The sequence below is a fragment of the Phyllobacterium sp. YR620 genome (assembly GCF_900104165.1).
GTDB classification, from domain to species: domain Bacteria; phylum Pseudomonadota; class Alphaproteobacteria; order Rhizobiales; family Rhizobiaceae; genus Phyllobacterium; species Phyllobacterium pellucidum.
The window spans coordinates 646520-673035 of record NZ_FNJP01000001.1 but is presented as its reverse complement, the minus strand read 5'-3'; the positions used below and the strand labels follow the sequence as shown (position 1 = coordinate 673035).

General features: G+C 59.4%; 24 protein-coding genes, 1 pseudogene and 1 riboswitch. Of the genes and pseudogenes, 14 read left to right on the top strand and 11 right to left on the bottom strand.

Translation table 11 applies throughout. The annotated features are described in order from the left end of the window. The first annotated feature begins 8 nt into the window (after positions 1-8). Positions 9-1226, top strand: a complete 1218-nt coding sequence (locus tag BLR72_RS03120) for a lytic murein transglycosylase (RefSeq protein ID WP_091944975.1) — start codon at positions 9-11, stop codon at positions 1224-1226. Between the two features lie 9 nt (positions 1227-1235). Here the strand turns inward: BLR72_RS03120 and BLR72_RS03115 are convergent, their stop codons facing one another. Then, entirely contained in the window at positions 1236-2462 is a 1227-nt protein-coding gene (locus BLR72_RS03115; protein WP_091946531.1) for an alanine racemase, read from the bottom strand. A 180-nt stretch (positions 2463-2642) separates the two neighbouring features. Here BLR72_RS03115 and BLR72_RS03110 point away from each other — a divergent pair. Then, a pseudogene (locus tag BLR72_RS03110) lies at positions 2643-3532 on the top strand (DMT family transporter). 494 nt (positions 3533-4026) lie between these two features. Here the strand turns inward: BLR72_RS03110 and metF are convergent. Further along, positions 4027-4953, bottom strand: a complete 927-nt coding sequence (gene metF / locus BLR72_RS03105; RefSeq protein ID WP_091944972.1) for a methylenetetrahydrofolate reductase [NAD(P)H] — start codon at positions 4951-4953, stop codon at positions 4027-4029. After that, the gene (locus BLR72_RS03100; protein WP_027231927.1) at positions 4953-5960 is read right to left on the bottom strand and encodes an ArsR/SmtB family transcription factor; all 1008 of its coding nucleotides are present in this window, start codon (positions 5958-5960) and stop codon (positions 4953-4955) included. Before BLR72_RS03100 ends, metF begins: the two co-directional genes overlap by 1 nt. Before the next feature lie 127 nt (positions 5961-6087). Here BLR72_RS03100 and BLR72_RS03095 point away from each other — a divergent pair, with 127 nt between their 5' ends. Continuing rightward, positions 6088-6405, top strand: coding sequence for a DUF2293 domain-containing protein (locus tag BLR72_RS03095; protein WP_091944969.1), 318 nt, complete (start codon positions 6088-6090; stop codon positions 6403-6405). Here BLR72_RS03095 and bluB read toward each other — a convergent pair. Further along, positions 6338-7099 carry a 5,6-dimethylbenzimidazole synthase gene (gene bluB, locus BLR72_RS03090; protein ID WP_091944966.1) on the bottom strand — a complete coding sequence of 254 codons (762 nt, stop codon included), beginning with the start codon at positions 7097-7099 and terminating at the stop codon, positions 6338-6340. The two genes, BLR72_RS03095 and bluB, sit on opposite strands and share 68 nt — an antisense overlap. Positions 7100-7144: 45 nt before the next feature. Continuing rightward, positions 7145-7326: riboswitch (cobalamin riboswitch) on the bottom strand. A 164-nt stretch (positions 7327-7490) separates the two neighbouring features. Between bluB and BLR72_RS22865 the strand changes: the two genes are divergently transcribed. Then, on the top strand, positions 7491-7853 hold the full coding sequence (locus BLR72_RS22865) for a hypothetical protein (protein WP_175492261.1): 363 nt from the start codon (positions 7491-7493) through the stop codon (positions 7851-7853). A 345-nt stretch (positions 7854-8198) separates the two neighbouring features. Continuing rightward, positions 8199-8843: an MT-A70 family methyltransferase gene (locus BLR72_RS03080; protein ID WP_228017962.1), complete on the top strand. Its 645-nt coding sequence runs from the start codon at positions 8199-8201 to the stop codon at positions 8841-8843. Here the strand turns inward: BLR72_RS03080 and BLR72_RS03075 are convergent. Together BLR72_RS03075 and ettA are read right to left on the bottom strand one after the other, a co-directional pair. Then, positions 8813-9595 (bottom strand): BglII/BstYI family type II restriction endonuclease, encoded by a 783-nt coding sequence (locus tag BLR72_RS03075; RefSeq protein ID WP_036814458.1) that lies wholly within the window; start codon positions 9593-9595, stop codon positions 8813-8815. The genes BLR72_RS03080 and BLR72_RS03075 overlap by 31 nt on opposite strands. A gap of 6 nt (positions 9596-9601) precedes the next feature. Continuing rightward, positions 9602-11251 (bottom strand): energy-dependent translational throttle protein EttA, encoded by a 1650-nt coding sequence (ettA, locus tag BLR72_RS03070; RefSeq protein ID WP_091944963.1) that lies wholly within the window; start codon positions 11249-11251, stop codon positions 9602-9604. Positions 11252-11735: 484 nt separating this feature from the next. Here ettA and BLR72_RS03060 point away from each other — a divergent pair, with 484 nt between their 5' ends. The 9 genes from BLR72_RS03060 to BLR72_RS03020 all read left to right on the top strand — a co-directional run bounded on the left by BLR72_RS03060 (position 11736) and on the right by BLR72_RS03020 (position 20938). Beyond that, positions 11736-12692, top strand: a complete 957-nt coding sequence (locus tag BLR72_RS03060; protein ID WP_091944960.1) for an alpha/beta hydrolase — start codon at positions 11736-11738, stop codon at positions 12690-12692. Positions 12693-12694: 2 nt separating this feature from the next. Further along, entirely contained in the window at positions 12695-13882 is a 1188-nt protein-coding gene (locus BLR72_RS03055) for a CaiB/BaiF CoA transferase family protein (protein WP_091944957.1), read from the top strand. Next, positions 13866-15515, top strand: a complete 1650-nt coding sequence (locus BLR72_RS03050) for a thiamine pyrophosphate-binding protein (protein WP_091944955.1) — start codon at positions 13866-13868, stop codon at positions 15513-15515. Before BLR72_RS03055 ends, BLR72_RS03050 begins: the two co-directional genes overlap by 17 nt. A 92-nt stretch (positions 15516-15607) precedes the next feature. Continuing rightward, positions 15608-16339 (top strand): glycosyltransferase family 2 protein, encoded by a 732-nt coding sequence (locus BLR72_RS03045; protein WP_091944953.1) that lies wholly within the window; start codon positions 15608-15610, stop codon positions 16337-16339. Further along, complete coding sequence (locus BLR72_RS03040) at positions 16332-16652, top strand: lipid-A-disaccharide synthase N-terminal domain-containing protein (RefSeq protein WP_027231938.1); 321 nt, start codon at positions 16332-16334, stop codon at positions 16650-16652. The genes BLR72_RS03045 and BLR72_RS03040 overlap by 8 nt, the downstream gene beginning before the upstream one ends. After that, on the top strand, positions 16649-18352 hold the full coding sequence (locus tag BLR72_RS03035; protein WP_244506608.1) for an ArnT family glycosyltransferase: 1704 nt from the start codon (positions 16649-16651) through the stop codon (positions 18350-18352). The genes BLR72_RS03040 and BLR72_RS03035 overlap by 4 nt, the downstream gene beginning before the upstream one ends. 121 nt (positions 18353-18473) lie before the next feature. Next, complete coding sequence (locus BLR72_RS03030; protein ID WP_091944950.1) at positions 18474-19130, top strand: hypothetical protein; 657 nt, start codon at positions 18474-18476, stop codon at positions 19128-19130. A 357-nt stretch (positions 19131-19487) separates the two neighbouring features. Next, on the top strand, positions 19488-20270 hold the full coding sequence (locus tag BLR72_RS03025) for a hypothetical protein (protein ID WP_027231941.1): 783 nt from the start codon (positions 19488-19490) through the stop codon (positions 20268-20270). A gap of 8 nt (positions 20271-20278) precedes the next feature. Continuing rightward, entirely contained in the window at positions 20279-20938 is a 660-nt protein-coding gene (locus BLR72_RS03020; protein WP_027231942.1) for a hypothetical protein, read from the top strand. A 13-nt stretch (positions 20939-20951) separates the two neighbouring features. Here BLR72_RS03020 and BLR72_RS03015 read toward each other — a convergent pair whose 3' ends face one another. From BLR72_RS03015 to BLR72_RS02995, 5 genes are all read right to left on the bottom strand, one after another. After that, a complete protein-coding gene (locus BLR72_RS03015) occupies positions 20952-22271 on the bottom strand; it encodes a UDP-glucose dehydrogenase family protein (protein WP_091944948.1) in 1320 nt (439 codons plus the stop codon). Between the two features lie 107 nt (positions 22272-22378). Then, a complete protein-coding gene (gene mgrA, locus BLR72_RS03010; protein WP_027231944.1) occupies positions 22379-23440 on the bottom strand; it encodes an L-glyceraldehyde 3-phosphate reductase in 1062 nt (353 codons plus the stop codon). 147 nt (positions 23441-23587) lie between these two features. After that, entirely contained in the window at positions 23588-24589 is a 1002-nt protein-coding gene (locus BLR72_RS03005) for an ABC transporter ATP-binding protein (protein WP_091944946.1), read from the bottom strand. Between the two features lie 28 nt (positions 24590-24617). Further along, positions 24618-25679, bottom strand: a complete 1062-nt coding sequence (locus BLR72_RS03000) for a Gfo/Idh/MocA family protein (protein ID WP_091944944.1) — start codon at positions 25677-25679, stop codon at positions 24618-24620. Further along, positions 25676-26515: a carbohydrate ABC transporter permease gene (locus BLR72_RS02995; protein ID WP_027231947.1), complete on the bottom strand. Its 840-nt coding sequence runs from the start codon at positions 26513-26515 to the stop codon at positions 25676-25678. The genes BLR72_RS03000 and BLR72_RS02995 overlap by 4 nt, the downstream gene beginning before the upstream one ends. Position 26516: the final 1 nt, after the last annotated feature.

The following is a 26516-nucleotide window of genomic DNA, read 5'->3' as shown; positions in this document are numbered from 1 at the left end:
TTTCCCTGATGAAAAGACTTTCGACTGCCCTTGCCGCTGCCGGCCTTCTTCTGACATCGAGCGCGTCCTATGCGCTGGATCAGGTAGCGCCTGCGCAGACACCGGCTGAAAAGCCTGCTTGCGGCGGCGAACTCGAACCCTGGTTCAACGGCCTTATTGCCGAAGCCCGCAGTGCCGGCGTCGGGGAACGTGGGCTGAACGAGCTGTTGAAGGCTTCGCTCGATGACAAGGTCCTGGAGCGCGATCGCGCACAGGGTGTCTTCAGCCAGACATTCCTGACTTTCTCCTCGCGCATGGTCTCCGATTACCGGTTGAAGCAGGGCGCAGCCAACCTCAAGAAATATGCCTCGACTTTCGCCGAGGCCGAGCAGGAATACGGCGTGCCCGGTCCGGTCATCGCCGCATTCTGGGGTCTCGAGACGGATTTCGGGGCAGTCCAGGGCGATTTCGACACACTGAATGCACTGCTTACGCTCTCGTTCGATTGCCGCAGGCCGGAGCTCTTCCGGCCGCAACTGATTGCGCTGTTGAAGCTCTTCGACAACGGCGTCGTCGATGCCAAGACAACCGGCGCCTGGGCCGGCGAAATCGGGCAGATGCAAATGCTCCCCACCGACTATCTGGAACGCGGCGTCGATGGCGACGACGACGGCAAGATCGATCTGAAGCACAGTGCGCCGGACGCGATCATGACCGCGGCCCGCGTCCTGCGCGATCTCGGCTGGAAGCACGGTGAACCCTGGCTCGAAGAGGTCAAGCTTACCAAGGATCTGCCCTGGGAAAACGCCATCCGCACCAACCGGCTGCCGCATTCCAAATGGTCGGAGTGGGGCGTGACAGGCATGAACGGCCCTCTCGGGCCGGATGATGGCGATGCTTCCCTTCTGCTGCCGATGGGCCGCAAGGGACCAGCATTCCTTTCCTATTCCAATTTCGACGTGTTCGTCGAATGGAACAAATCCATCATCTACGCGACCACGGCGGCCTATTTCGCCACGCGCCTGGCCGGAGCCGGACCGCTGCAGGCGACGACACCTGAAGTCGGGCTCAACCCCGACCAGATGAAGGAACTGCAGAACAAGCTTGCGGCGCGCGGCCACGACATGGGGCCGAAGATCGACGGCGTCTTTGGCATCCTGACTCGCGATGCGGTGAGAGATGAGCAGATCCGCCTCGGCATGCCCGCCGATTCATGGCCTACGCCGGAATTGCTCGGCAAGCTCTAAAACGAAGCGCTATTGCGGCGGAGCCATCGTTTCGAGGGATGCGAAGCCTTCCGGCTCGCTGCCTTCATCGAAAGCCGTATCGACTTCGACAAACGTGTCCGGATAAAATCCGTTGAAGCGCGTGCGAAGCGATAGGGAATAGGCGCCGATATGGCCGATCTCGATCCAGTCGCCCGTTTCGACGGTTGCCGGCAACCAGAATGGCCGCGACAGGATATCGACGGAATCGCACGTAGCACCGCAGACGCGGAACGGTACGATCTCCTCCACATCCCCGTGCCGCAGCTTCTTGGCAGGATCGGGGATGAAGCGCGCCGGCAGCGTGATCTTGCCCGTCCATGAATCCGACAGCGATGCCCAGATACCATCATTGATATAGAGGCGCCTGCCCTTGCGCAGGAGAACCCGCACGATGAGCGAGAAGGCGCGAGCGACAATGACGCGGCCGGGTTCGGCCACAAGCGGCAGATCGCCGAAGCCGTATTCCTTGATGTCGCCGCGCAGGCGCGACATCAGTTGCCCGAGCGAGGGCATTTCCACATGTTTGCGCTTCGGATCGTGGCCATATTCGGCCGGAAACCCGCCGCCAATATCCAGCCCCGCGAGTGGTACGCCGGCGCGATTGCGCACCCAGTCAGCGGAGCGCAACGCATTCTCATAGGTATCGGGATCCTCGATCTGGCTGCCGACGTGAAAACACAAGCCGACCTTGTAGCCGATTTTGTCCGAGCGCTGCAGGAGTTCGATGGCATGTGCCGGCGCCGCGCCGAACTTCTTCGAGAGTTCATAGGCGGCATGGCCCTTGGTTTGCAGACGAACATAAAGCGTAATACTGGCCGGATCGATATCGAGCGCGCGGACGATGCGCGTGATCTTGGCGATCTCGTCCTCATGATCGACGGCAAGGACGCGGATGCCATAGGTTTCGAGAGCAAGGCGAATGTCAGATTGCGCCTTGATCGGATGCATGTAGAGCATCTGCGCATTCGGGGCGACCTTGCGAACGGCCTCGAATTCCCCGGGGGAAGCCACATCGAATGTGCTGACGCCATTGCGCGCCAGCGTATCGAGAACGAGATCTTCGCCATTTGTCTTGACCGCATAGGCTGTCTCGCCCGGAAACATTTTCATGAACCGGTCCGCATCCTTGATGAGGACATGGGGACGAAAGCAGTAGACGGGTTGATCGGGCCGTAAGGTAAGCGCTGCTTCACGGGCCGAGGCGAATCGTTGCATCTTGTCGTTCTGCGTCATACGAAACTCTTAGCAAGCGAACGTGACGGACGAAAGTCGCTTCTTGTCCGGCAGGAATCGGGTGGCCTTGATCCTGTTTTGCCGTGAATGTGGAACGCCGGGCAGGCTTCTGGAGGAATTGAAACCTTGTCATCCCAAACCATCGCACCAAGACCCCTTGCCATGACAGGCTTCGCCTGGGCGCAATTGTTTCTTCTCGGCGCTATCTGGGGCGCCTCGTTTTTCTTCGCCCGCATCGCAGTTCAGGTCGTCCCGCCGCTTACCCTTGTGCTCTTTCGCGTCGCCATAGCCGCCCTTGCTCTTCATCTCTATTGCTTGCACGCTGCATCAATTTCTGGAGCTACCGGCAACACGCGTTCAAATTTGCCGGGCTCGGCCTGCTGATGAACGTCATACCGTTTTCATTGTTGTTCATCGGCCAGACGGCCCTTGGCGCTGGAGTGGAGGCAATCCTCAACGCAACGACTCCGATCTGGACTGTCGTTGTTGCCGCATTTCTGACCGTCGATGAAAAGGTCACCGTCAACAAGATCGCCGGCATCCTGCTCGGCATTGCCGGCATCGTTACTCTCATTGGTCCAGGGGCGCTGACCGGGTTGGGCGGACCGCTATGGGCGGAAATGCTGGTGATCGCGGCAACGCTGTCCTACGCCTTTGCGGGCATTCTCGCCAAGCGCTTCAAAGGCGTTCCGCCAACCGTCACCTCGACCGGCCAGATGACCGCGGCGACATTGATCATGATACCTATTGTCCTGTTCTGGGACGGCGTCCCGCAGGTCGCTACGATCGATGGCGGAGTTTGGGCCGCGATCCTCGGCCTTGGTCTCCTGTCCACTGCCTATGCCTATATCCTTTATTTTTCCATCGTGCAGACGGCAGGCGCGACCAACGCTTCGCTCGTGACGCTGATCGTCCCCGTCAGCGCCATCCTGCTTGGAACAATTTTTCTTGGCGAACGGCTGGCCGCGCATGATTTTCTCGGGATGGGGCTCATCGCGCTCGGCCTGTTGACTATCGACGGCCGCCTGATAACCGCAATGCGAAAACGGTAAAAAACCTAAAGTTTTCAATAAAGCGACATATCCGCGAACGGGCCAATTATGGCGCAATTGTGGCTGAAACGGGCCTCGGCGCCCGTTAGTGGCAAAAATGCTGCAGTGCAAATATATGCCTCATTTCGGTACATTTTATCGTGATCTCGAAATTTTTTGCCCTGTCAAATGTGTTTCATTTCAGAAACTTAGGTTTATAAGGCAAAAATTTTCTCACCCCGGCGTCATGAGACCGTAATATTTGGGCTTTTTCTGTGGCAAATTTGCGCTATGCTAAATCGGTTAACTGCAGGAGACAAACGATGGGACTAACTCGATCGATGAATGTCCTTATGATCTGTGCAGCGTTCGCATTTATCGGTGCAATGGTCGTAGGACTCATCCCCTGAGTAAATACAAGAGCGCTACGTAGATGGTCTCTGACCGTTAAGTAGGTGAAACATGGAGCGGCCCGATCATGGCAGTCGGGCCGTTTCCCATTTCAGAGCCCGGTCTTATGCCGCGGCCCCGGCCAAATTGGCCTCAACGACATTGCTGCCCGGCCGAATTCCGATGAGATGGCAGATGGCAAAAGCAAGGTCGGCCCGGTTCATCGTATAGAAGTGGAAATCCTGCGCACCCCTTTCGACGAGGTCGAGCACCTGTTCGGCAGCGACTGCCGAAGCGACGAGCTGGTGCGTCTGCGGGTCGTTCTCGAGACCCTCGAAGCGCTCGGCCAGCCAGTTGGGAATGTGCGTGCCCGCCTTCGAGCAGAAATTCGTCACCTGCGTGAAATTGTGGATCGGCAGGATGCCCGGAAGGATCGGAATATAGATACCGGCACGGCGAACCTTTTCGACATAGCGCTCGTAGAGATCGTTCTCGAAGAAGAACTGGGTGATCGCCCGTGTCGCGCCATTGTCGACCTTGCGCTTGAGCATGTCGATGTCGGTGGCGAAGTCCGGGCTTTCCGGATGCTTTTCCGGATAGGCCGAAACCGAGATATCGAAATCGGCAAAGGCTTTCAGCCCGGCAACGAGATCAGCGCCGTTCTCATAGCCGCCGGGTGTCGGCTTGTAGTGGGAACCGACGCCGCTTGCCGGATCGCCCCGCAGGGCAACGAAGCGCTTGACGCCCATGGCGGCAAACTCGCGCACCACCGTATCGACTTCCTCCTTCGTCGCATCGACGCAGGTAAGATGCGCAGCGGCATTGACGTCTGTTTCGGTCAGGATGCGGTTGATCGTGCGGGCGGTCCGCTCGCGCGTCGACCCGCCGGCACCGTAGGTCACCGAGACGAATTCGGGATTGAGCGGCGCAAGGCGCGTCACCGTCTCCCAAAGCCGTTCCTCCATGACTTCCGTCTTCGGCGGGAAGAACTCGAAGGACACACGGATATTGTGACCGATATCGGGGCGGCGCGATTGGCGAAAGAAACTCATCAGACACTCTCCGTGACGCGGGAGGTTAAATCGGGATCTGCAATCAGCAGGCGCGGGTCGCGTGCCAGCCACAGTTTGACGGTTAGTTTGTTCTTGTCTTTCGGTTCAAGTTCCGTGCTCTCTTCGAGCATCAAACCGGCTTCCGTAAGCCATTCGCGCATCTGCGCATCGCTGAAGCCGAGACGCATATGGGCATGGTTGTCGCGCAGGAACTCAAGTTCGTGCGGAGCAAAATCGACGATGAGCATGCGCCCGCCTGCCCGCAATGCACGTGCCGCTTCGCGGATTGCTTCGGCGGGGTTATCGAGGAAGTGCAGAACCTGGTGGACGGTAACAAGATCGAAGGATTCGCGATCCACCGGCAGGGAATAGACATCGCCATGGCGTACCTGCGCATTGGTAATCCCGTCGCGATCGAGATTGGAGCGAGCAACCGTCAGCATATCGCGGTTTATGTCGATGCCGACGCCGCGAATATAGAGTGGCGAAAAGAGTTCAAGCAGGCGGCCCGTCCCCGTGCCGACATCGAGCATCGCCTGAAACGGCTTGCGGCCGACGATCTTGAGGAGCGCTGCTTCCACCGCGCCATCCGGCGCATGCAACGACCGGATCATATCCCAGCTCGTTGCATTGGCGCTGAAATAGGCGGCTGCGCGTTCGCGCCGCTGCAACTTCACAGACGAAAGCCGCTCGAGGTCGCGTTCGAGCAAAGGATCGGAAAAATCGAGGCGGTCGAGCAGCGAACGGGCGATATCACCGACGATCAGCGAGTCGGCCAGGCGGAAATAAGCCCAGGAACCCTCTTGGTATCGATTGATGAGGCTGGCCTCGAACAGCAGCTTCAAATGCCGCGACACGCGCGGCTGCGACTGGCCAAGGATTGAGGTGAGATCGGAAACGGTAAGGTCGCCGCGTGACAGGAGCGCGAGGATGCGCAGGCGGCTCGGCTCAGCTGCCGCTTTCAGCGTATCGACCATCAGGTCCAGGTTAAGATCACGCTTGTCCATGCTTCCAATCCTCAAAAGACATAAAGATATGTTTATGTGACAAACGTCGCATAAGCAAGTTGTTTTTGCCGTTGACGACATTTTTTGCCGCGCCTGAAATAGGACGAGAATCGGCTAGGATAGTGGCATGAGCATCGGAACGAACCGCCAGCGCGCCATCAATAAGGCTTTGACACTTCTGCTACCGGCCGTACCCTATTCCGATTCCGAGCCGATCCGCGCCGCCGCGAATGCCCCGCACATGAAGACGCTGCCGCCGCCGATTGCGGTGTGGCTGGCGGCGGTAGCCCATGTCCGGCATCAGCATACGGATTACGACGTGCTTCGCGACGACGGTTACGACAAGGAGTCGGCGCGTTTCTTCGTTCTGGAAGCGATCAACCGGAAACTGACGGAGTGGCGGGCGACACGCCTGCTTGATCCGGATGAGGATGATCCGAGCTGAGCGTTCCTGGATCATCGCATCCACTCCAACGGTCCCGGAAAATGAGTTCATCCAGGGGCAGTCGCTTGCGCCAGCCGCGCTGCTCAAGCTCGGGCGCCTGGTAGAGCTCATCCACGTAACCGACGCAGAGATAGGCGACGATCTCGACATGCGCGGGAATGCCGAGAATTCGGCGCATGTCGGCATCGTGGTAAATACTGACCCAGCCGACACCGATGCCCTCGGCGCGCGCTGCAAGCCAGAGATTCTGCACTGCGCAGACGGTACTGTAGAGGTCCATCTGACGGTTATGGGTGCGGCCAAGGACGACGCGCCCGCCACGGGTGCGATCGCAGGTGATGCAGATGTTGAGCGGCGCCTTGAGAATGCCTTCGAGTTTCAGCGCAGCATAAAGCGCCTGGCGATCGTCAGTGAACATTGCCCTCGCTTCCTCATTGGCGCGGGTGAAGGCCTGGTGCACCTCCTGCTTGCGCTCGGGATCGCTGATCAGGATGAAATTCCAGGGCTGCATAAAGCCGACCGAAGGCGCATGGTGGGCCGCATCGAGCAGGCGCATGAGCACCTCGTCGGGTATGGGCTTGGGAAGAAACTGGTCGCGCACATCGCGGCGCGTATGGATGGCTTTGTAGACCGCCGCGCGTTCATCTTTGGAAAAACTGTCGGCGGCAGTCGGACCATGGCATTTATCGTGCATTGTTTGCTCCCAACAACGCTTGAAACTCTCGCCGCCGTCCACGCGGTTCGAGCTATGAGGTCCGGCCGGTCTTCTGACTGAGGTTCAACTGAGCCGCGCGCCTTCCGGAAGTTCCGTGGCAAATGCGCGTCCATCCCCCTTACAGCGTTGGGCACGTGCCGGATTTGCACCGGCTTCCCGATTCTCCCGCAACGCTTGCCGCAGGCACCGGACCTGCCTGATCATTCGCCACAATTCCCGGGCGCGCGCAAGCCTCAGGGGCGATAAATCCAATGTCGGGAATGCGCACATCCACCTTTTCGCCATTGCCGATCGTTCCAGGCTTTTCGACCCAGGCGACGATGCCGCGCATCCGCCGCGAGACCCGAACGAAATCGAGCGCAGTCGCGGTATGGTCGGCCGTTCCCGCATGTTCGCCGATCGAGCGCCCGGCAATCTTGCAGGGCGCGTTCTGACCGTCAACCTTCAACGTGACACCGTTCTCGAAAAATATCAGCGTCCGCGGCGGGAGCATCGAAAGCGACGGGATCCCGTCGATCAGCATGTTGCCGCCGATCCACTCGGCCCTGAGTTCGGCAAGCCCCATGCCCGCTGCAACTTGTACGAGTTCGTCCGGCGCAAGAATCGAGAGTTGCCGTTCGTTGCGCATTTCGGTGCCGCGCGGATACCAGGGCTCGCGACCGCCGGATTTCCGCGTCGGGCCAGCATGGAAATCACCGACAATTCCGTCGAAAGTGACGTTGAGTTCCGCTGACGGCGCCGTGACAAAATCGCCGGCGCGTGCCTCGAATAGGCCGCTCACACGCCCGCTGAGCTTGCGCGCGGGCAATATCTCGGGGCCGGTTGAAAAAAGGTCGTTCATAAACGCTCCTGAAAATATGCGCCGTGAAAGCCGCCGCATTTTATGAAAAACTGCGGGCAACACCAGCAAATATCCCTGATGAATCTGTCAAAAAGAGTCATGAGAATTCGGTGAACTATTGCGGCTCGGCAATACCTTGCGCCTATGGCATGCTACAACCCACTGGAAAGGCGAATCGTCTCCGATTGACAATCGTTATGTGTTCTGCTTTCGTTCTTTTCTCACCGGAGGTTTGTCGTGAACGCTGAAGTTATGGACGCAGCCATAGATTTGGCGAAACGAACCGCAGGAAAGCGTTATCACACCGTCCTTGCCGATCCGCCGTGGCGCTTCACCAATCGCACCGGAAAGGTCGCTCCGGAGCACAAGCGCCTGTCGCGCTACGGCACGATGACGACCGACGATATCTGCGCCCTGCCGATCGCCGACCTGACGGCGCAACCCGCGCATCTCTACCTGTGGGTGCCGAATGCGCTGCTGCCGGAAGGGCTGCGGGTGATGCAATCCTGGGGATTCGAGTACAAGTCGAACATCATCTGGCACAAGGTGCGCAAGGATGGCGGCTCTGACGGGCGCGGCGTCGGCTTCTATTTCCGCAACGTCACCGAAGTCTTGCTCTTCGGGGTTCGCGGCAAGAACGCCCGCACACTGGCGCCAGGCCGCAGCCAGGTGAACTATCTTTCGTCGCGCAAGCGCGAACACTCGCGCAAGCCCGACGAGCAGTACGATCTGATCGAAAGCTGCTCGAAGGGTCCCTATCTCGAACTTTTTGCGCGCGGGACGCGGCCAAACTGGACCTATTGGGGCAATCAGGCCGACGAAGACTACAAGCCGACCTGGAAGACCTACGCCTATAATTCGGCGGCGGAAGCCGCGGAGTGATCGAACGTCACCACCGATGAAGGTATGCCAATAAGGACAAGCGGGCATGGGTTGCCGACGCCGCGCAAGACGCGGTCGCGCAGCTTGCGCCAATGGGTCGTCGCCTCGCCGAACTTGTCGCCGACAAATGCATCGACCCATGCTTGCCGGAAGTCGCCGGTCCGCTCGGCCCTTGTCAGGATCATTTCCCGCTGACGCCGCGTCGGAACATAATTGAAGCTGTCGAGCTGACCGAGCTCATCGACAGCCCTCTCATCTGCAAAGCGGCGCAGGATCGTCCGCATATCGTTCTGAAGGCTCTCGCCGCGGGTAATGAGCCCGCCGACGGAAACGGCGCCCTCGGCGTGCAGCCGCTTGAAGCTTTCAAGGTCGCGGTCGAAGAAGGGGTCCTTGTTGTTCCACTCGATTTCGAGTGCGAACACCGAGCCTTGCGGCCCGAAGGCCTTCACGTGGTCGATTTCATGGGAGAGGGAGGCGACCTCCCTCTCCTCATCGAATTCGGACCAGCGCACGGTCTTGCGGACGCGGATATTGCGCTTGCTCCAGCCCCGTTCGGCGAGACCACGGCGCAGGCGCTGCGTCAGTCGCGCCTCGCCTCCCCCGCCCGCGACAATTTCGGTGACGGGGATCGTCAGATCGAGCAGCACCGTTTCGAGGTCGTTCTCCGCGCCGGCCATGTCCATGGTGACGATGGCTTCGGCGTGGTGAAGCGCCAGTATATCAAAACCGCGTTCCTTCAGCCGCTCGAACATGCGGCCTTACCGCGTCAGGCGCTTGTAGGTGGGACGCTTCGGATTGACGCTGTCCGGGCCGAGGCGGCGGATCTTGTCGTTCTCATATTCCTCGAAGTTTCCTTCGAACCATTCGACGTGGCTGTCACCTTCGAAGGCAAGGATATGCGTAGCAAGGCGGTCGAGGAACATGCGATCGTGGCTGATGATCACGGCGCAGCCCGCATACTTTTCGAGCGCATCCTCGAGCGCCGAAAGCGTTTCGGTGTCGAGATCATTGGTCGGCTCGTCGAGAAGCAGGACGTTGCCGCCAGACTGCAGCATTTTGGCAAGGTGCACGCGATTGCGCTGACCGCCCGATAGATTGCCGACTTTCTGCTGCTGGTCGCCACCCTTGAAGTTGAAGGCAGAGACATAGGCACGCGAATTCATCTCGTGCTTGCCAAGCTTGATGATGTCGTTGCCGCCCGAAATCTCCTCCCAGACGTTCTTGTCGCCCTTGAGGTGATCGCGGCTCTGATCGACATAGCCGAGATGGACTGTGTCACCGATGCGGATCGATCCGGAGTCCGGCTTCTCCTGGCCAGTAATCATCTTGAACAGTGTCGTCTTGCCGGCGCCGTTCGGACCGATGACGCCGACGATGCCACCCGGAGGCAGCTTGAAGGTTAGGTCCTCGATCAGAACCCGGTCGCCGAAGGACTTGGTGAGATTCTCAGCCTCGATCACCACCTGCCCAAGGCGCTCGCCTGCTGGAATGATGATCTGGGCGTCGCCCGGACGCTGGTCATTGGCCGCATCGACCAGTTCGTCATAGGCCTTGATACGGGCCTTGGACTTGGCCTGGCGTGCCTTCGGGCTTGCGGCGATCCACTCGCGCTCGCGCTCAAGTGCCTTCTGGCGCGAAGCCTCTTCGCGGCCTTCCTGCTGCATGCGCTTCGATTTGGATTCGAGATAGGCCGAGTAGTTGCCCTCGTATGGGATGCCGCGGCCGCGATCGAGTTCGAGGATCCAGCCGGTCACATTGTCGAGGAAGTAGCGATCGTGGGTGATGAGGAGGACGGCGCCGGGATATTCGCGCAGGTGCTTTTCAAGCCATGCAGTCGTTTCGGCATCGAGATGGTTGGTCGGTTCGTCGAGAAGCAACAGGTCAGGTTGCGACAGCAAAAGCCGGCACAGCGCGACGCGGCGGCGTTCACCGCCGGATAGCTTGGTGACATCGGCGTCGCCAGGCGGGCAGCGCAAGGCTTCCATCGCCATCTCGACCTGCGATTCCAGATCCCAGAGGTTCTTTGCGTCGATGATGTCCTGGAGCTTGGCACCTTCATCGGCGGTCTCGTCGGAATAGTTCATCATCAGTTCGTTATAGCGGTCGAGGATCGCCTTCTTGTCGGCGACACCCTCCATCACATTGCCCATGACGTCCTTGCTGGCGTCGAGGGCAGGCTCCTGGGCGAGATAGCCAACGGTTGCTCCATCGGCAAGCCAGGCTTCCCCGGTGAACTCCTTGTCCGTTCCCGCCATTATCTTGAGGATCGTCGACTTGCCGGCGCCGTTCGGGCCGAGAATGCCGATCTTGGCGTCGGGATAGAAGGAGAGGTGAATATTCTCGAGAACTTTCTTGGTGCCATAGGCCTTATTGAGACCGGCCATATGATAAATGAATTGGCGTGCCATAACGCGCGTCACTCCGATGTTCGTATTCGTGTGAATGAAGTTGCGCCGTATTTAGGGGAAAGGCGCTCCGGTGGCAATGCGCGGGCGTTTTATTTCGCGGCCCCGCCCGCCACCCAACACTGGTTTCAGATAAAACCTGTCCCAAAATGAGCGAAACCGGGCGCGGATATTTCCGTCACCCGGTTTCCCCTCTGGTGCCGCATTCGGGGAGCGTCCTCTTCTCCCTTGAACGGCCATGTAACTGGCAAGATGGGCAGCTCGATCATCTGCAACAGCGACGAAAGGTCAGAACCCGTTTCTTTCGGAGTGAAGTTCTGCGGCATGTTTTTATCGATTGCAAGTGGTTTTGCAAAAGAAAGTTGCACAAAGATTTATCTGTTTATTTAATAGGCAGCACCGCGATAATTTGGGCGATATTGATATGGACTTATTCCGCATTGACTAATCGCGCGCCACCCTTTCAATTGCGGGCGGGAGGCTGCGAATGGCATTTAAAGAGGTTGAGACAGTACGCACTGCGACGGGGGCCGCGCTTGCCGTTCGGGTCTCGCAGGCAGAAGCGGAGCCATGCGGCATTGTCCAGATTTGCCACGGCGTCAGCGAGCACTCCCTGCGCTATGCCCGTTTTGCGCAGTTTCTAAGCGAAAGGGGCTTTCACGTTTATGCCCATGACCATCGCGGCCATGGCCTGACCAAAGCGCCGGGAGCCCCGGCAGGACGCTTTGCCCAACAAGCCGGGCGCCAGCACGTGCTCGACGATGTCGACGTCGTCAACCACCTCGCCCGTAACCGGAATCCCGGACTGCCACTCATCCTTTTCGGCCATTCGATGGGCGGGCTGGTTGCGCTCAACTATGTTCTGAAGCATCCCGAGAATGTCAGCGGGGCGGCAATCTGGAACGCCAACTTTTCAACGGCGTCCGTCAACCGCCTTGCGCTCGGTATCTTACGGGCAGAACGGATGCTCCTCGGTTCCGACGTCCCCAGCATGATCCTGCCGAAGCTTACCTTTCGCGACTGGGGCCGCAGGGTCAAGAATGCCCGCACGGCTTCCGACTGGCTGTCGCGCGATCCTGACGAGGTGGATGCCTATCTCGCCGATCCGCTTTCGGGCTGGGACCCGACGGTCAGCATGTGGCGCGACATTTTCGATTTCATGAACGTCGGTACCAACGATGCTCTTCTCGCCACGTTGCGCCGCAACCTGCCATTCAATCTTGTCGGCGGCGCCGAGGATCCGGCCACGGCGAAAGGCAAGTCGATCAAGGACCTCCAAGAGCGCCTCCTGCGCCTCGGTTTCACCGATGTCGAAAGCCGGATCTATCAAGGCACGCGCCATGAGGGCCTCAACGAAATCAACCGTGACGAGATCATGCAGGATTTTGCGTCCTGGGCGCTGCGCGTCGCCCAACATCCAACGAAAGAACTGGTACAAAACTGATCATGCCTGATGCACCCCTCAAAGGTATCCGTGTCATCGAACTTGCCCGCGTACTGGCGGGACCCTGGGCCGGACAAATCCTCGCGGACCTCGGCGCCGATGTGATCAAGGTGGAAAACCCTGCCGGCGGCGATGAGACGCGCGGCTGGGGACCACCCTTTCTCACCAGCAGCGAAGGGGAGAACCTCTCCGCCGCCTATTTCCACGCCTGCAATCGCGGCAAGCGTTCGATTACCGCCGATTTCGCAACGCCTGAAGGACAGGAGACGGTGCGCGCGCTTTGCCAGACGGCAGATGTCGTCCTTGAGAATTTCAAAGTGGGTGGGCTACGCAAATACGGGCTCGACTATGAAAGTCTCAGCGCCGACAACCCCAAGCTGGTCTACTGTTCGATCACCGGCTTTGGGCAAACCGGTCCCTACGCGGCGCAGGCTGGCTATGATTTCATCATCCAGGGCATGTCCGGGCTGATGTCAGTCACCGGCGAGCCGGACCGCGAACCGCAGAAAGTAGGTCTTGCCGTCGCCGACGTCTTCACCGGACTTTATTCGGTGATCGCCATTCAGGCGGCGCTGGCGCATGTCGCCAAAACCGGCGAAGGCCAGATGATCGACATGGCGCTGTTTGACGTCCAGTCAGCCGTCATGGCCAACCAGGCGATGAACTACCTTGCGACCGGCAAGAGCCCGCACCGGATGGGAAATGCCCATCCGAATATTTCGCCCTACGAGGTGGTGCCGACATCGGATGGGCATTTGATCCTTGCCGTCGGCAATGACGGCCAATTTGCCCGCTTCTGCTCGATCGTCGGCCTGGATGCGCTCGCAAGCGATCCGCGGTTTCTGACCAACCGCGCCCGCCTCGAACACCGGGCGGAGTTGACCGCATTGATACGCGCCGAAACGGCAAAGCGCAGCCGGGCGGAACTGCTCGAGGCTTGCGCCGGCAATGCCGTCCCCGCCGGCCCCATCAACGGCATTGGCGAAATGTTCGACGACCCGCAGATCATCGCGCGCCAGTTGCGCCTTGACCTTGAAGACAGCCACGGCAGCACTATCCCTTCCGTGCGCACGCCTATCGTCATGTCCAAGACCCCCTTGCAGTACGAGCGTCCCTCGCCCCGCCTCGGCGAACACAGCGCCGACATATTGAACGAATTGAAGGATATTACCGATGAAAACCGGCGGTGAACTGATCGTTGAAGCTCTGGTCGCCAATGGCGCCGAGCGGCTCTTCTGCGTTCCGGGCGAGAGCTACCTTGCGGTGCTCGACGCGCTCTACGACGCCAATATCGGGGTGACGGTGTGCCGCGCCGAGGGCGGCGCCGCGATGATGACGGACGCCTGGGGCAAGCTCACGGGCAAGCCCGGCATCTGCTTCGTCACCCGTGGTCCAGGTGCAACCAACGCATCACCCGGCATCCACATCGCCATGCAGGATTCAACGCCGCTCATCCTCTTCATCGGCCAGGTACAGCGCGACGCCCGTGAACGTGAGGCCTTTCAGGAGGTCGAATACCGCCGCTTTTTTGCTGACACGGCAAAATGGGTTGCCGAGATCGACGATGCCCGCCGTATCCCCGAGTTTGTCACCCGCGCCTTCGCCGTCGCGACTTCCGGCCGTCCGGGGCCCGTCGTACTTGCGCTGCCCGAAGATATGCTCACCGACAAGGTGGAAGCCGTCGCGGCGCAAGGCTGGCAGCCGGTTGAAACCGGCCCGTCCGCTGCCGTCATCGAGAAACTCGCCGATCTTTTGCAAGGCGCGCGGAAGCCATTCATGATCCTTGGCGGCTCGCGCTGGAGCGAACAAGCGGTTCATTCAATCACGCGTTTTGCCGAGAAATGGCAGCTTCCGGTTGGTTGCTCGTTTCGTCGCCAGATGCTGTTTGATCATCTCCATCCCAATTATGCCGGCGATGTCGGGATCGGCATCAATCCGGCGCTGGGCGCGCGGGTCAAGGAGGCCGACGTTCTGCTCCTCGTCGGCGGCCGTTTCGGTGAAATGCCGTCCTCAGGCTATACGCTGATGGACAGTCCGTACCCAAAACAGACGCTGATCCACGTTCATCCTGATGCGGAGGAACTCGGACGGGTCTATCGCCCAAGCCTTGCCATAAATGCCGCGGCCGATGCCTTCGCGGCCGTGGTTGAGCACCTTGCGCCACCATCGCACATCAACTGGCCGGGCGAGGCGGAAACGGCGCACCAATCCTATCTCGCCTGGTCGACGCCGCCGCAGACAGGCCCGGGCAAGGTTGCGATGGGGCCGATCATGGCCTACCTCGAAAGCGTCCTTCCGGAAGATGCGATCATGACCAACGGCGCCGGCAACTACGCCACCTGGCTGCATCGCTTTCATCGTTTTCGCCGCTTCGGCACGCAAGCTGCCCCGACTTCCGGCTCGATGGGATACGGCTTGCCCGCCGCAGTCGCCGCCAAGCAGCTTCACCCGGACCGCATGGTGGTGTGCTTTGCCGGCGACGGATGTTTCCTGATGAACGGCCAGGATTTCGCGACAGCGGTGAAGTATGACCTGCCGATCATTGTTCTCGTCATCAACAACAGCATTTACGGCACGATCCGCATGCACCAGGAGCGCGAATATCCGGGGCGCGTCTCGGCGACCGAACTCACCAATCCCGATTTCGCGATGCTTGCCCGTGCCTTTGGCGGCCATGGCGAGACAGTCGAAACGACGGATGCTTTCGAAGCGGCATGGCAACGGGCAGTTGCCAGCGGCAAGCCCGCCATCATCGAAATCCGCCTCGATCCGGAAGCAATCACACCGACAAGGACACTGTCAGACATTCGCGATAAGCGGTGATCAGCCCGGGCGATGCGTGAATTGAGGTATGGCAAGCCGGTGCGTTCAATGTTATGGAGCGCGCCTGATGAGACAATACGAAAGCGTCTGACTTGAGCAATCCGGCAATCACAATCGTTATTCCCTGCCGCAACGAGGCCGCCAATCTAGCCTTTCTCCTCGATGAAGTGGATGCCGCCATGGATGGCCGCAGCTACGAGGTCATCGTCGTGGATGACGGCTCGACGGATACCACCGGCGACGTGCTCGCCGGCCGCATCATGGCAGGCAAGCCGCTGCGCCATGTGCGCCATGACAAATCCGCCGGCCAGAGCGCTGCGGTTCGTTCAGGCGTCTTCGCCGCCAAGGGCACTGTCGTCGTGACCATGGATGGCGACGGCCAGAACAACCCTGCCTATCTGCCGCAGCTCGCCGATGCCCTTCTTGAAGCCGGTCCAAGGACAGGCATCGCTGCGGGCCAGCGCCTGAAGCGCACCGACACCAAGCTCAAGCAATTCGCCTCGAAATATGCCAATCGCTTGCGCGGTGCGATCCTCAAGGACAATACGCGCGATTCCGGTTGCGGCCTCAAAGCGCTGCACACGCAGATCTTTCGCGAACTGCCCTTCTTCGACGGCTGGCACCGCTATCTGCCCGCCCTCGTCATTCGCGAAGGCTATGGCGTCGTCCATGTCGACGTCGTCGATCGCGAACGGCGGCACGGCAAGTCCAACTACGGCATTCTCGACCGCGGCCTGCGCGGCATTCTCGATCTATATGGTGTCTGGTGGCTGAGAAAACGCCGCAAGACCGTCCCAACTATCACGGAGATCAGCCATGGCTGACGCTATAACAAATTGGCTGCACTCGGTATTCGTCGCGCAGTTCGATGCCTGGGTCGTGCTCGGCTTCTTTGCGCAGGCGTGCTTTACCATGCGCTTCGTCCTGCAATGGCTGGCATCGGAACGGGCAAAGCGCAGCGTCGTGCCTGTCACGTTCTGGTTCTTCTCGCTGTTCGGCGGCGCCCTGCTGTTCGTCTATGCCATCGTGCGCAAGGACCCCGTCTTCATCGCCGGACAAGGCCTCGGACTTGTCGTTTACGTTCGCAATCTCTGGCTGATCGCAAATGAGAAGAAAGCGATGACGCAAGACTCGTGAGCGCATTGGCGAGCCACATAGAGACAACGCCTGCCGCCACAACGCCGCGGCGGTTACGCCTGAGCCACTATCTGCTGCTGGTCTTCATCTGCATCGTTTCGTTCGTGCCGGGCATCGCCTCGATCCCCCCGCTCGACCGCGACGAGTCGCGCTATATCCAGGCCACTCACCAGATGGCGGAAAGCGGCGACTATGTCGATATCCGCTTTCAGGATGCCTCGCGCTACAAAAAGCCGATCGGCATCTACTGGCTGCAAAGCGCTGCCTTGAAGCTGACCGGCTTTGACGACAAGGCGCCCGCCTGGGCCTACCGCCTCGTCTCGGTGGCTGGCGCGACCGTAGCCGTGCTGGCAACCGCAACGCTCGGCGCTTTCCTTTTCGGGCAAAGCGCCGGTCTTCTCGCCGGGATTGCCCTCGCCTCGATCGTCATGCTCGGCTTTGAAGCACGCGTCGCCAAGACGGACGCGACAGTGCTCGCAACGGTCGTCATTGCACAGGCGGCGCTTGCCTTCATGTGGATGGCGAGCCGCAGGCAGGCGGCCGAGACCTGGGCGCCCGCGCTCACCTTCTGGGTGGCGACGGCTGTCGGCGTATTGATCAAGGGACCCATTACGCCTTTCGTCAGCCTGCTCACAATGGCGTCGCTCAGCCTCTACTACCGCGAATGGCGCTGGCTGAAGCGGTTGAAGCCCATTGCCGGTATCCTCATTCTGCTTGCGATCGTCCTGCCCTGGCTGATCATGATCACCATGAAAAGCGGCGGCGCCTTCTTCAACGAATCGGTCAACAAGGATTTCCTTTCCAAGGTGGGTGACGCGCAGGAAAGCCACGGCGCACCGCCTGGCTATTTCGCCTTGATCTTCGTTTTCTTCATCTGGCCGTTCGGCGTACTGGCGGTCCGCGGCGGCCTGCAGGCGCTCGGGCGCTTGCGTGAGGATCCGCGCCTCGCGTTTCTGGTCGCCTGGTACGTGCCGTTCTGGCTGGTAACGGAAATGATCCCCACCAAACTGCCGCACTATGTCCTGCCCGCCTACCCCGCGCTCCTCCTGATCATGGCCTGGGCCGTCGACACCGGGGTCGCATCGGGGCCCTATCAGGGCAAATGGCAGATCTGGATCGAGCGGCTGACCCTGCTCGGCCTTGCCGCCGCCACGCTGGCGCTGATGGGCGCAGGCCTCGTCCTGCCTTACGTGATGACCGGCTCCTTCTCGCTTCCCGGCATCATCGCCTGCTTTACAGCATTCGCCGCAGGGCTCTTCGCCAGCGGGCTCATCCTGAATCACAACGTGAAGGGTGCACTGCAAGCTTCTGCAACCTTTGCTATAATTACCCTCGGATTGCTCACCTGGGGCGTCGTTCCTGCTCTGACGCCAATGTGGCTTAGCCCGGCCATCGCCGATGCCTACAAGGCAGCAAAGCCCTGCCCGGACAGCGTTCTGGCCTCCGCCAGCTATGCTGAACCCAGCCTCGTCTTCCTTGCCGGCACGAATACAGTGCTGACCGACGGCGCCGGAGCCGCCCAGCATATTAAGGCCGATCCGAAATGCGCGATCGCAGCAGTCGATGAAGGACAGCGCAACGGCTTCATCGCCAGCCTGCCGGGGGGCGAGAAATCCGTCGCCGCCATCGCCACCGTCTCCGGCATCAACTACAGCAAGGGCCGCCGGACCACGGTGACGTTGTATAGGGCCGCGCGCTAGTCATAGGGCTTATCCGGGGATTCGCTTAGCCATGTCCCAGAGCCTGCGACTAGAGTCGAATTGATTTTCTGGCCCGATTTATAGGAACCTATTCCCCGGTTCGCGGAGGGGGAATAAGACCATGACCACAATACGCGATGTACGAAATGCCGTGCGCCCGCTCATCGAGCGCCGCGACGACCTTTTCTCGATGGGGCGCTTTGTGTTCATCAAGCCCGTGCGGCACATCCTGCGCGGTGTCCACTTCGAAAGCCGCCGTGACCCGAAAATATTCGGATCGCGTTTGTCCGTTCAGTCGCTGGTGCCGGCACTCCCGGAGTTCCGGCTGGGCTGGGGGGAGCGATTTTTTCCAACCGACCAGGAAGGACGAGCACTCGATAGTGGTTGGGACGCTCGTAATCCGAAGATAGTCGCGCAAATGCTCGATACGGCCGAAGTGGTACTGGCGCAATTGCACGGTATCGACACCCTCGACGATTATCATTCATATCTTTCGGGCCTTCAGGTTCCGTGGATAGCGTCGCCAACAATAGAACTCAGCGAAGTCATGAACCACGCAATGAAGGGTGAATTCGCCTCTGCCTGCGAAAAGCTCGAAAGCAGTGATCGCTCGCTCAAACATTTGAACACGCTAACCCCGCGTTTCCATAAGGCGCTTCAGGCCGAAGACCGCGCCGAGGTCGCACAAATCCTGCATGACTGGGAGGCCGCGACGGTCAAAACGTACAAGATCGGCAAGTTCTGGGAGAGAACACCGTTTCCGCTAGAGCTTAGGTAGGTCCAAAAGCCTACGACTAGAGTCGAATTGATTTCCTTGATGCGTTTGTAGGAATATATTCCCATATTAACGGGGTTTCTTTAAATGCATCGGTCGCCGCGAAACAATTCCAAAGACCTGGATTTACAATGGCAGTTACACGCGAATGACGTTCTCTTAAAAGCCGCACGGCTCGCCTCTCAGGACGGGCGTCATGACGCTCTTTGCCAACGGGTCGCAACAGAACAACGCGTTCTCCGTGCAGAGCTTCTGGAGTACCAGCACCTCTGTCGCAAGTACGACCCCGACCAGCCCCGCGCTCCCGCCGGGACTTCCGGGGGCGGGCAATGGGTAAGCGAGGGCGGAAGTGGATCCGCCGTGGCGGACAAGCAACCTCCGAAAGATCAAGAAACTACGACCTTTCAGGGTATTGCGGCCACCGCCTCGAGCGCAGTTCACGAAGCACAAAAGATCGGAGGCAAAATCGGCCGCGAACTTCCGATTCGCAAACTTCCCTTGATCGGTTCTGCGGTGACACTGCTGTCGGCTTTAAAAGAGCCCGCCATCGAGTATCCGGTTGAAGAAGCACTTCGGCTGTACAATGCGATTGTCGCTGCCGGCGATCCGCACACCATTGCGATAGTATCGGCGCGTGCACGTCAATACGTTAAGGGAGAGTCGGAAGAACGGCTTTGGGCAAGCGTGCTCCAAGCCGACATGGAGACGGTGAAGCAATATTGCCCACGATATCTGGACGTTCAGAATATCGCCAATGATGTAGCAGCCACTATGGGTCCTATCGCTCAATATGGATCGCAACAGAACTATGGAAATCAGTTTCACCTGCTGGCTGCGGGCGAAGTTCAAAAACGTTGGCAGGGCCAATTGTTGCCGGAACTCTTCATGATGGCGCCGCTCGCGGGAGCTTCTGATGAATATTACAAAGTAGGCGTGGGTACCCGCGAAACAGATTCTATCGGTCTGGATGTTTATGAACGCGTGGATGATGAGACAGCTTGTATCTATGACTTCAAGACCGGTGCCCGCAGGTTGCGAACGAGACGGATGAATGATTTTTCTTATTCAAGCGCCAAAACCTTTCCGAAAGTAAAGCGGTTCTTCGTCATTGAGATCAGGCCTTCCGTTGGACCCTTCAGTTAGGAACGACCATGACCACAATTCGCGATGTACGAAATGCCGTGCGCCCGCTGATCGAGCGTCGTGACGACCTTTTCTCGATGGGGCGCTTTGTCTTCATCAAGCCCGTGCGGCATATCCTGCGCGGTGTCCACTTCGAGAGGCGGCTTGACCCGAAAATATTCGGATCGCGCTTGTCCGTTCGGTTACTCGTCCCTGCAACCGCGGAGGTCCGGCAGGGCTGGGGGGACCAATTCTTTCCTACGGATCACCAAGGACAAGTGCTCGATAGCGGTTGGGACGCCGGGGTTCCGGAGATAGTCGCGCAAATGCTCGATACGACCGAAGAGATGCTGGCGCAATTATATGCTATCGAAACGCTCGACGACTATCATTCATATCTTTCGGGCCCTTTATTCCCTTGGGTCGCATCGCCCTCAATTGAGCTCAGCGCAATCATGAATCACGCAATGAAGGGTGAATTCGCCTCCGCCTGTGAAAAGCTCGAAAGCAGTGACCGCTGGCTCGATCACGTAAATGGTCTAACCCCGCGTTTCTATAAGGCGCTTCAGGCCGAAGACCGCGTCGAGGTCGCACAAATCCTGCATGACTGGGAAGCAGCGACGGTCAAAACGTACAAGATCGGCAAGTTCTGGGAGAGAACACCGTTTCCGCTGGAGCTTCAAGGCTGAAACCTTAAGTGGCTCAACTTGGTCTCCCGATCAGCGGCCGGCCCACGGAATGGTACTCGAGTCCGGTGCCATCGAGGTCCTGCCCGCTATAGACGTTGCGCAGGTCAAACAGGATGTTCCCATCCATCAGGCTTGCGACTCGCTTCAAATCGAGGGCCCGGTAGACGTTCCATTCGGTGAGGAGCAGCGTAATCCCCGCCCCTTCCACCGCCTCATAGGCCGACTTGCACCAGTTGACGCCGCTCAGCACCTGTTCGGCGGCGGTGCGCGCCTCTGGATCATGCGCCCGAACTGTCAGCCCCGCTTTCTGCAATAGCGGAATGATATCGAGTGCCGGTGACTCGCGAATATCGTCGGTATTCGGCTTGAAGGCGATGCCGAGGACCGCGACGCTCTTCACGCCATGCTTCTGCGCGGCCTCTATCACCCGCTCCGCCATGGAGCGCTTGCGCTGCTCATTGATCGAGACCACCTGCTCGATCAGCGTTTGTGGCGCGTCAAGCTTGCGGCCCGTGGCGGCATAGGCACGCGTATCCTTCGGGAAGCAGGAACCGCCGAAGCCCGGGCCGGCATGCAGGAATTTCGAGCCGATGCGATTGTCCATACCGATGGCCCGGGCGACGTCCTGAACATTGCCGCCCGCCTTCTCGCAAAGGTCGGCGACCTCGTTGATGAAGGTCACCTTCATGGCAAGGAAAGCGTTCGCGGCATATTTGATGATCTCGGCGTTTTCGAGCGTCGTAACGATCATCGGCGTCTCACGCAGGTAAAGCGGGCGGTAGACCCGCCTCATAGCGATCGCACCCGCCTCATCATGCACGCCGACGACCACACGGTCCGGCCGAAGGAAGTCTTCTACGGCAGAGCCTTCGCGCAGGAATTCAGGGTTCGATACCATCGAGAACGCAACCCCCGGCCTTGCCTTGGCGATGCGCGCCCGCACATCGGCATTGGTGCCGACGACGACCGTCGACTTGATGACGATCACGGCATCGGGTTTCATCGCCGCCGCGATCTCGTCTGCGGCTGCATGGATATATTGGAGGTCAGCCTCGCCATCGCCGCGGCGCGACGGCGTGCCCACGGCGATGAAGATGACATCCGCATCGGCAACAGTCGTCGCAAGATCAGTGGTGAATACGAGACGTCCGTCCTTGGCATTGCGGTCGAGCAGATCGTCGAGCCCCGGTTCGAAGATCGTGACTTCGCCGGCCTGCAGCCGCTCCATGATCGCGGGGTTCTTGTCGACGCAGGTCACCTGGAAGCCGAATTCGGCAAAGCAAACACCCGATACCAGACCGACATATCCGGTCCCGATCATCGCAATCTTCATTGAAAGGCTCCAATCAGCATAACTCTGGCGCAGACATTTCGCATATTAGCGCTGCGCTGCCAATCGCCTGTGACGCTGCCGGCCCAGGCGATTGCATATGGCGGGCATCAATCCATTTTCACGGGCTTGCGCTCAGGACCCTTGCGCTCGGCCGAAGCTGCCCAGAGATTGATATTGGCGTCGTTGGCGTAGCTGTCGATTTCCGCGAGCTCCGCATCGCTGAATTCGAGATTGTCCAGCGCCTTGACGCAATCGACGACCTGCTGCGGCTTGCTCGCCCCGATCAGCGCCGTGGTGATACGTCCCTTGCGCAGAACCCACGCAAGCGCCATCTGCGCCAGCGTTTGCCCGCGCTTTGAAGCAATGGCGTTGAGCGCGCTTATATTCTTGAGGTTGCGGTCACTCAAAAATTCTGGATTGAGGGATTTGCCCTGCGCAGCGCGGCTCTCTTCAGGAACGCCCTTCAGATATTTGTCAGTCAGCATGCCCTGCGCCAGCGGCGAAAAGACGATGGACCCGATGCCCAGTTCTTCAAGCGTGTCGATCAGGCCGTCATCTTCGATCCAGCGGTTGATCATCGAATAGCTCGGCTGATGGATGAGGCACGGCGTGCCAAGCTCTTCGAGGATGGCCTCCGCCTCGCGCGTGCGCTTCGAATTGTACGAGGAAAGACCGACATATTGCGCGCGCCCGGACCGGACAATGTGATCGAGCGCCATCATCGTTTCTTCGAGCGGCGTATCCGGATCGAAACGGTGCGAATAGAAGATATCGACATAGTCGAGACCGAGGCGCTTGAGGCTCTGGTCGCAGCTCGCGATGATATATTTGCGGCTGCCCCACTCGCCGTAGGGACCGGGCCACATGTTGTAGCCGGCCTTCGAGGAAATGATCAGCTCGTCCCGGTATCCCTTGAAATCGGTTCGCAAGATTTCGCCGAACGCTTCCTCAGCCGAGCCCGGAGGCGGTCCGTAATTATTGGCGAGGTCGAAATGGGTGATGCCGAGATCGAAGGCCTGACGACAGATCGCCTGCTTGAGCTGATGCGGGGTGTCGTTGCCGAAATTGTGCCACAGGCCGAGCGAAATGGCCGGCAGCCGCAGACCGCTCTTGCCGCAGCGATTATATTTCATCGTGTCGTAGCGCTTGGTATCCGGTGTCCAGCCCATCGTCGTCGTCCTGCCCTGAAGTATTGCAACTCGCGCGTGATTCCGCGCGAGCCGGACTATGGCGCAATACCTCATCGATGTCATGGCCGGATTTGGTGCCCCTACCGCCCAAAGCGAAATTTTCGGGCTACGGCCCGGCCCGGAGTCTCAGCCCTTGATGGCCTGCCCGTCATTGTCGAAACGATAGGTGCGGCCCGGCATCGGCGTCGCAAACAACGTGCTATCGACCTCATACTGGTGCTCGCCGAAGAGGCGTACCGTCAGTGGACTGAAATCGGTCTGAAGGTAGATGATCGTATCGGCGCCGAGATGCTCGACATGGATGACCGAGCCTTTCCATTCGCCGGATGTCTTGCTGACATCGATATGTTCCGGCCTTACGCCAATTGTCCTGGCGCCGCTCTGTCCGAGTTTCGTGGCATCGATAAGGTTCATCTGCGGCGAACCTATGAAGCCGGCAACGAAAATCGTCTGCGGCGCATTGTAGAGTTCCATCGGGGAGCCGACCTGCTCGATCCTGCCCTTGTTGAGGACCACGATCTTGTCGGCGAGGGTCATCGCCTCAACCTGATCATGCGTCACATAGATCATGGTTGCCTTGAGCTGGCGATGCAGGCGCGCGATTTCGAGGCGCGTGTTCACCCGGAGCGCCGCATCGAGGTTGGAAAGCGGCTCATCGAAGAGGAAGAGTTCCGGCTCGCGAACGATCGCGCGGCCGATGGCGACGCGCTGGCGCTGACCGCCCGAAAGCTCTGCCGGGCGCCGCTCGAGATAGTCGTCGAGGGACAGCATCGACGACGCGATCTTGGTGCGCTCCTTGATCTCTTCGGCCGGTTTGCCTGCCTGCTTCAGCCCGAGACCCATATTGTCGCGTACCGAAAGGTGTGGATAGAGCGCGTAGGTCTGAAACACCATGGCAATGCCGCGCTTGGCGGGCGGCGTGTTGTTGACCTTCTTGCCGTCGATCAGAATATCGCCGGAGGTCGCGTCTTCGAGGCCGGCGATGACCCGCAGCAATGTGGACTTGCCGCAGCCCGAGGGGCCGACAAATATGACGAACTCACCGTCCGCAACCTCAAGGTCGATGCCCTTAAGGACGTCGACTTGGCCGAACGACTTGCGGATATTCTCAATCTTCAAAGAACCCAATGTCTTGTTCCCGTTCGTTGATTCTAAATTATAGCTTTACCGGCCTGCCGGTCCGCACGCTCTCATCCGCAGCAAGGCAGACGCTCAGCGACCGCACGGCGTCACGCATGTGCCGGTCGAGGTCGAGATTTTCGCGGATTGCTTTCAGCACGAAGGCCTGCTCCAGATCGCAGAGTTCCTGGTGCCCGGGTTCCCCGGCCATGTTCAGAAGCTCGTCGGGCGCCGCAAAGCGGCCGTCCTTGCCGGTCTTGGCCGAATGCAGCTTGATGGTCGAAGTCTTCGTATGCGAGTCGATATCGTCGGACTTGGCGTTCTGGTCCATGACGATCGAAACACAGCCATTCGGCGAGATCACATCCTTCACGAAGAAGGCGGTTTCCGACATCATCGGACCCCACCCGGCCTCGTACCAGCCCACCGACCTGTCATCAAACAGCACTTGCAGATGGCCGTAATTATACATGCCGGCATCGATCTCATCGGAGAGCCGCACGCCCATGCCGCGCACCTCCGTCGGCGTTGCATCGGTTATTTGCAGCATCACGTCGAGATAGTGCACGCCGCAATCGACGATGGGCGATGTCGTCTTCATCAGCGACTTATGGGTTTCCCACGTCGTGCCCGACGATTGCTGGTTGAGGTTCATGCGAAAAACGTAGGGCCCGCCAAGCTTGCGTGCCTCGCCGATCAATCGCATCCATGACGGATGGTGGCGCAGGATATAGCCGATCACCAGCTTGCGGCCGTATTGTTTCGCCGCTGCTACGACCCGTTCCGCGTCAGCTACCGTTGTCGCGAGCGGCTTTTCGACAAAGACGTCAGCTCCTGCCGCCATCGCCGCAACCGCATAGTCGGCATGGCTGTCGGAATAGGTATTGATCGATACGAGGTCTGGCTTGAGGTCGGCTAGAGCAGTCTCGAAGGACGGATTGATCGCGTAGGAAGCGAGTTCCTCCGGCAAGGGGACCACAGACCTGTTCACCAGACCGACGATCTCGAAGCCGGGATTGTTGTGATAAGCGAGCGCATGGCTGCGGCCCATATTGCCGAGGCCGGCAACAAGCACACGGATAGGCTTTTCTGTCGTCATTTGACGGCTCCCGACGTGATGCCGCGGATCAGCTGCCGCGAGAAGATGAGATAGAGGACGAGCACCGGCACGATCGCCAGCGTAAGGGCGGCAAGAACGGCGTTCCAGTTGGTCACGAACTGGCCGATGAACACCTGCGATCCAAGCGTGACGGTCTTCGTCGCATCGCTTGGCGCCAGGATGAGCGGGAACCAGAGATCGTTCCAGATCGGGATCATCGTGAAGACGGCCACCGTTGCCATGGCGGGCTTAACCAGCGGCAACACCAGGCGAAAGAAGATCGAATACTCCGAAAGACCGTCGATACGGCCGGCATTTTTCAGATCGTCGGAGACGGTACGCATGAACTCGTTGAGGATGAACACTGCAAGCGGCAGGCCCTGGGCGGTATAGACAAGTATGAGCGCTGTCAGCGTGTTGACGAGGCCCGCCGCGACCATGCCCTGCAGGATCGCGACCGTTCCAAGGCGGATCGGGATCATGATTCCGAGTGCAAGGTATAGGCCCATCAGCGTATTGCCCTTGAAGCGATACTCGGAAAGGGCGAACGCCGCCATCGCGCCAAAGAGCAGCACGAAGAAGATCGATACGGCGGTAACGATGAAGCTGTTCTGGAAATACAGGACGAAGTCGCCCTGGGTCAGCACGGTATTATAACCGATGAGACTGAACGTTGACGGTGTCGGGATCGCAAGCGGGTCGCGGAAGATCGAGGCCCGGTCCTTGAAGGAATTGATGACGACAAGGAACACCGGAAACAGCGCGATGAGCGTATAGGCTCCGAGTGCGAGATGGACGAGGCCCGTGCGAAGCGGCGATGCGGTTGGTTTTGCCATT

Excerpts from the sequence above, each read along its gene's own strand:
- BLR72_RS03050 (WP_091944955.1), top strand. The coding sequence starts at position 13,866 with ATGAAAACCGGCGGTGAACTGATCGTTGAAGCTCTGGTCGCCAATGGC.
- metF (WP_091944972.1), bottom strand. The coding sequence starts at position 4,953 with ATGAGTTTCTTTCGCCAATCGCGCCGCCCCGATATCGGTCACAATATC.
- bluB (WP_091944966.1), bottom strand. The coding sequence starts at position 7,099 with ATGCACGATAAATGCCATGGTCCGACTGCCGCCGACAGTTTTTCCAAA.
- BLR72_RS03015 (WP_091944948.1), bottom strand. The coding sequence starts at position 22,271 with ATGAAGATTGCGATGATCGGGACCGGATATGTCGGTCTGGTATCGGGT.
- ettA (WP_091944963.1), bottom strand. The coding sequence starts at position 11,251 with ATGGCACGCCAATTCATTTATCATATGGCCGGTCTCAATAAGGCCTAT.
- BLR72_RS03020 (WP_027231942.1), top strand. The coding sequence starts at position 20,279 with ATGACCACAATTCGCGATGTACGAAATGCCGTGCGCCCGCTGATCGAG.
- BLR72_RS03055 (WP_091944957.1), top strand. The coding sequence starts at position 12,695 with ATGCCTGATGCACCCCTCAAAGGTATCCGTGTCATCGAACTTGCCCGC.
- BLR72_RS02995 (WP_027231947.1), bottom strand. The coding sequence starts at position 26,515 with ATGGCAAAACCAACCGCATCGCCGCTTCGCACGGGCCTCGTCCATCTC.
- BLR72_RS03000 (WP_091944944.1), bottom strand. The coding sequence starts at position 25,679 with ATGACGACAGAAAAGCCTATCCGTGTGCTTGTTGCCGGCCTCGGCAAT.
- BLR72_RS03060 (WP_091944960.1), top strand. The coding sequence starts at position 11,736 with ATGGCATTTAAAGAGGTTGAGACAGTACGCACTGCGACGGGGGCCGCG.
- mgrA (WP_027231944.1), bottom strand. The coding sequence starts at position 23,440 with ATGGGCTGGACACCGGATACCAAGCGCTACGACACGATGAAATATAAT.
- BLR72_RS22865 (WP_175492261.1), top strand. The coding sequence starts at position 7,491 with ATGGTCGGCCGTTCCCGCATGTTCGCCGATCGAGCGCCCGGCAATCTT.
- BLR72_RS03120 (WP_091944975.1), top strand. The coding sequence starts at position 9 with ATGAAAAGACTTTCGACTGCCCTTGCCGCTGCCGGCCTTCTTCTGACA.
- BLR72_RS03100 (WP_027231927.1), bottom strand. The coding sequence starts at position 5,960 with ATGGACAAGCGTGATCTTAACCTGGACCTGATGGTCGATACGCTGAAA.
- BLR72_RS03040 (WP_027231938.1), top strand. The coding sequence starts at position 16,332 with ATGGCTGACGCTATAACAAATTGGCTGCACTCGGTATTCGTCGCGCAG.
- BLR72_RS03075 (WP_036814458.1), bottom strand. The coding sequence starts at position 9,595 with ATGTTCGAGCGGCTGAAGGAACGCGGTTTTGATATACTGGCGCTTCAC.
- BLR72_RS03030 (WP_091944950.1), top strand. The coding sequence starts at position 18,474 with ATGACCACAATACGCGATGTACGAAATGCCGTGCGCCCGCTCATCGAG.
- BLR72_RS03095 (WP_091944969.1), top strand. The coding sequence starts at position 6,088 with ATGAGCATCGGAACGAACCGCCAGCGCGCCATCAATAAGGCTTTGACA.
- BLR72_RS03115 (WP_091946531.1), bottom strand. The coding sequence starts at position 2,462 with ATGCAACGATTCGCCTCGGCCCGTGAAGCAGCGCTTACCTTACGGCCC.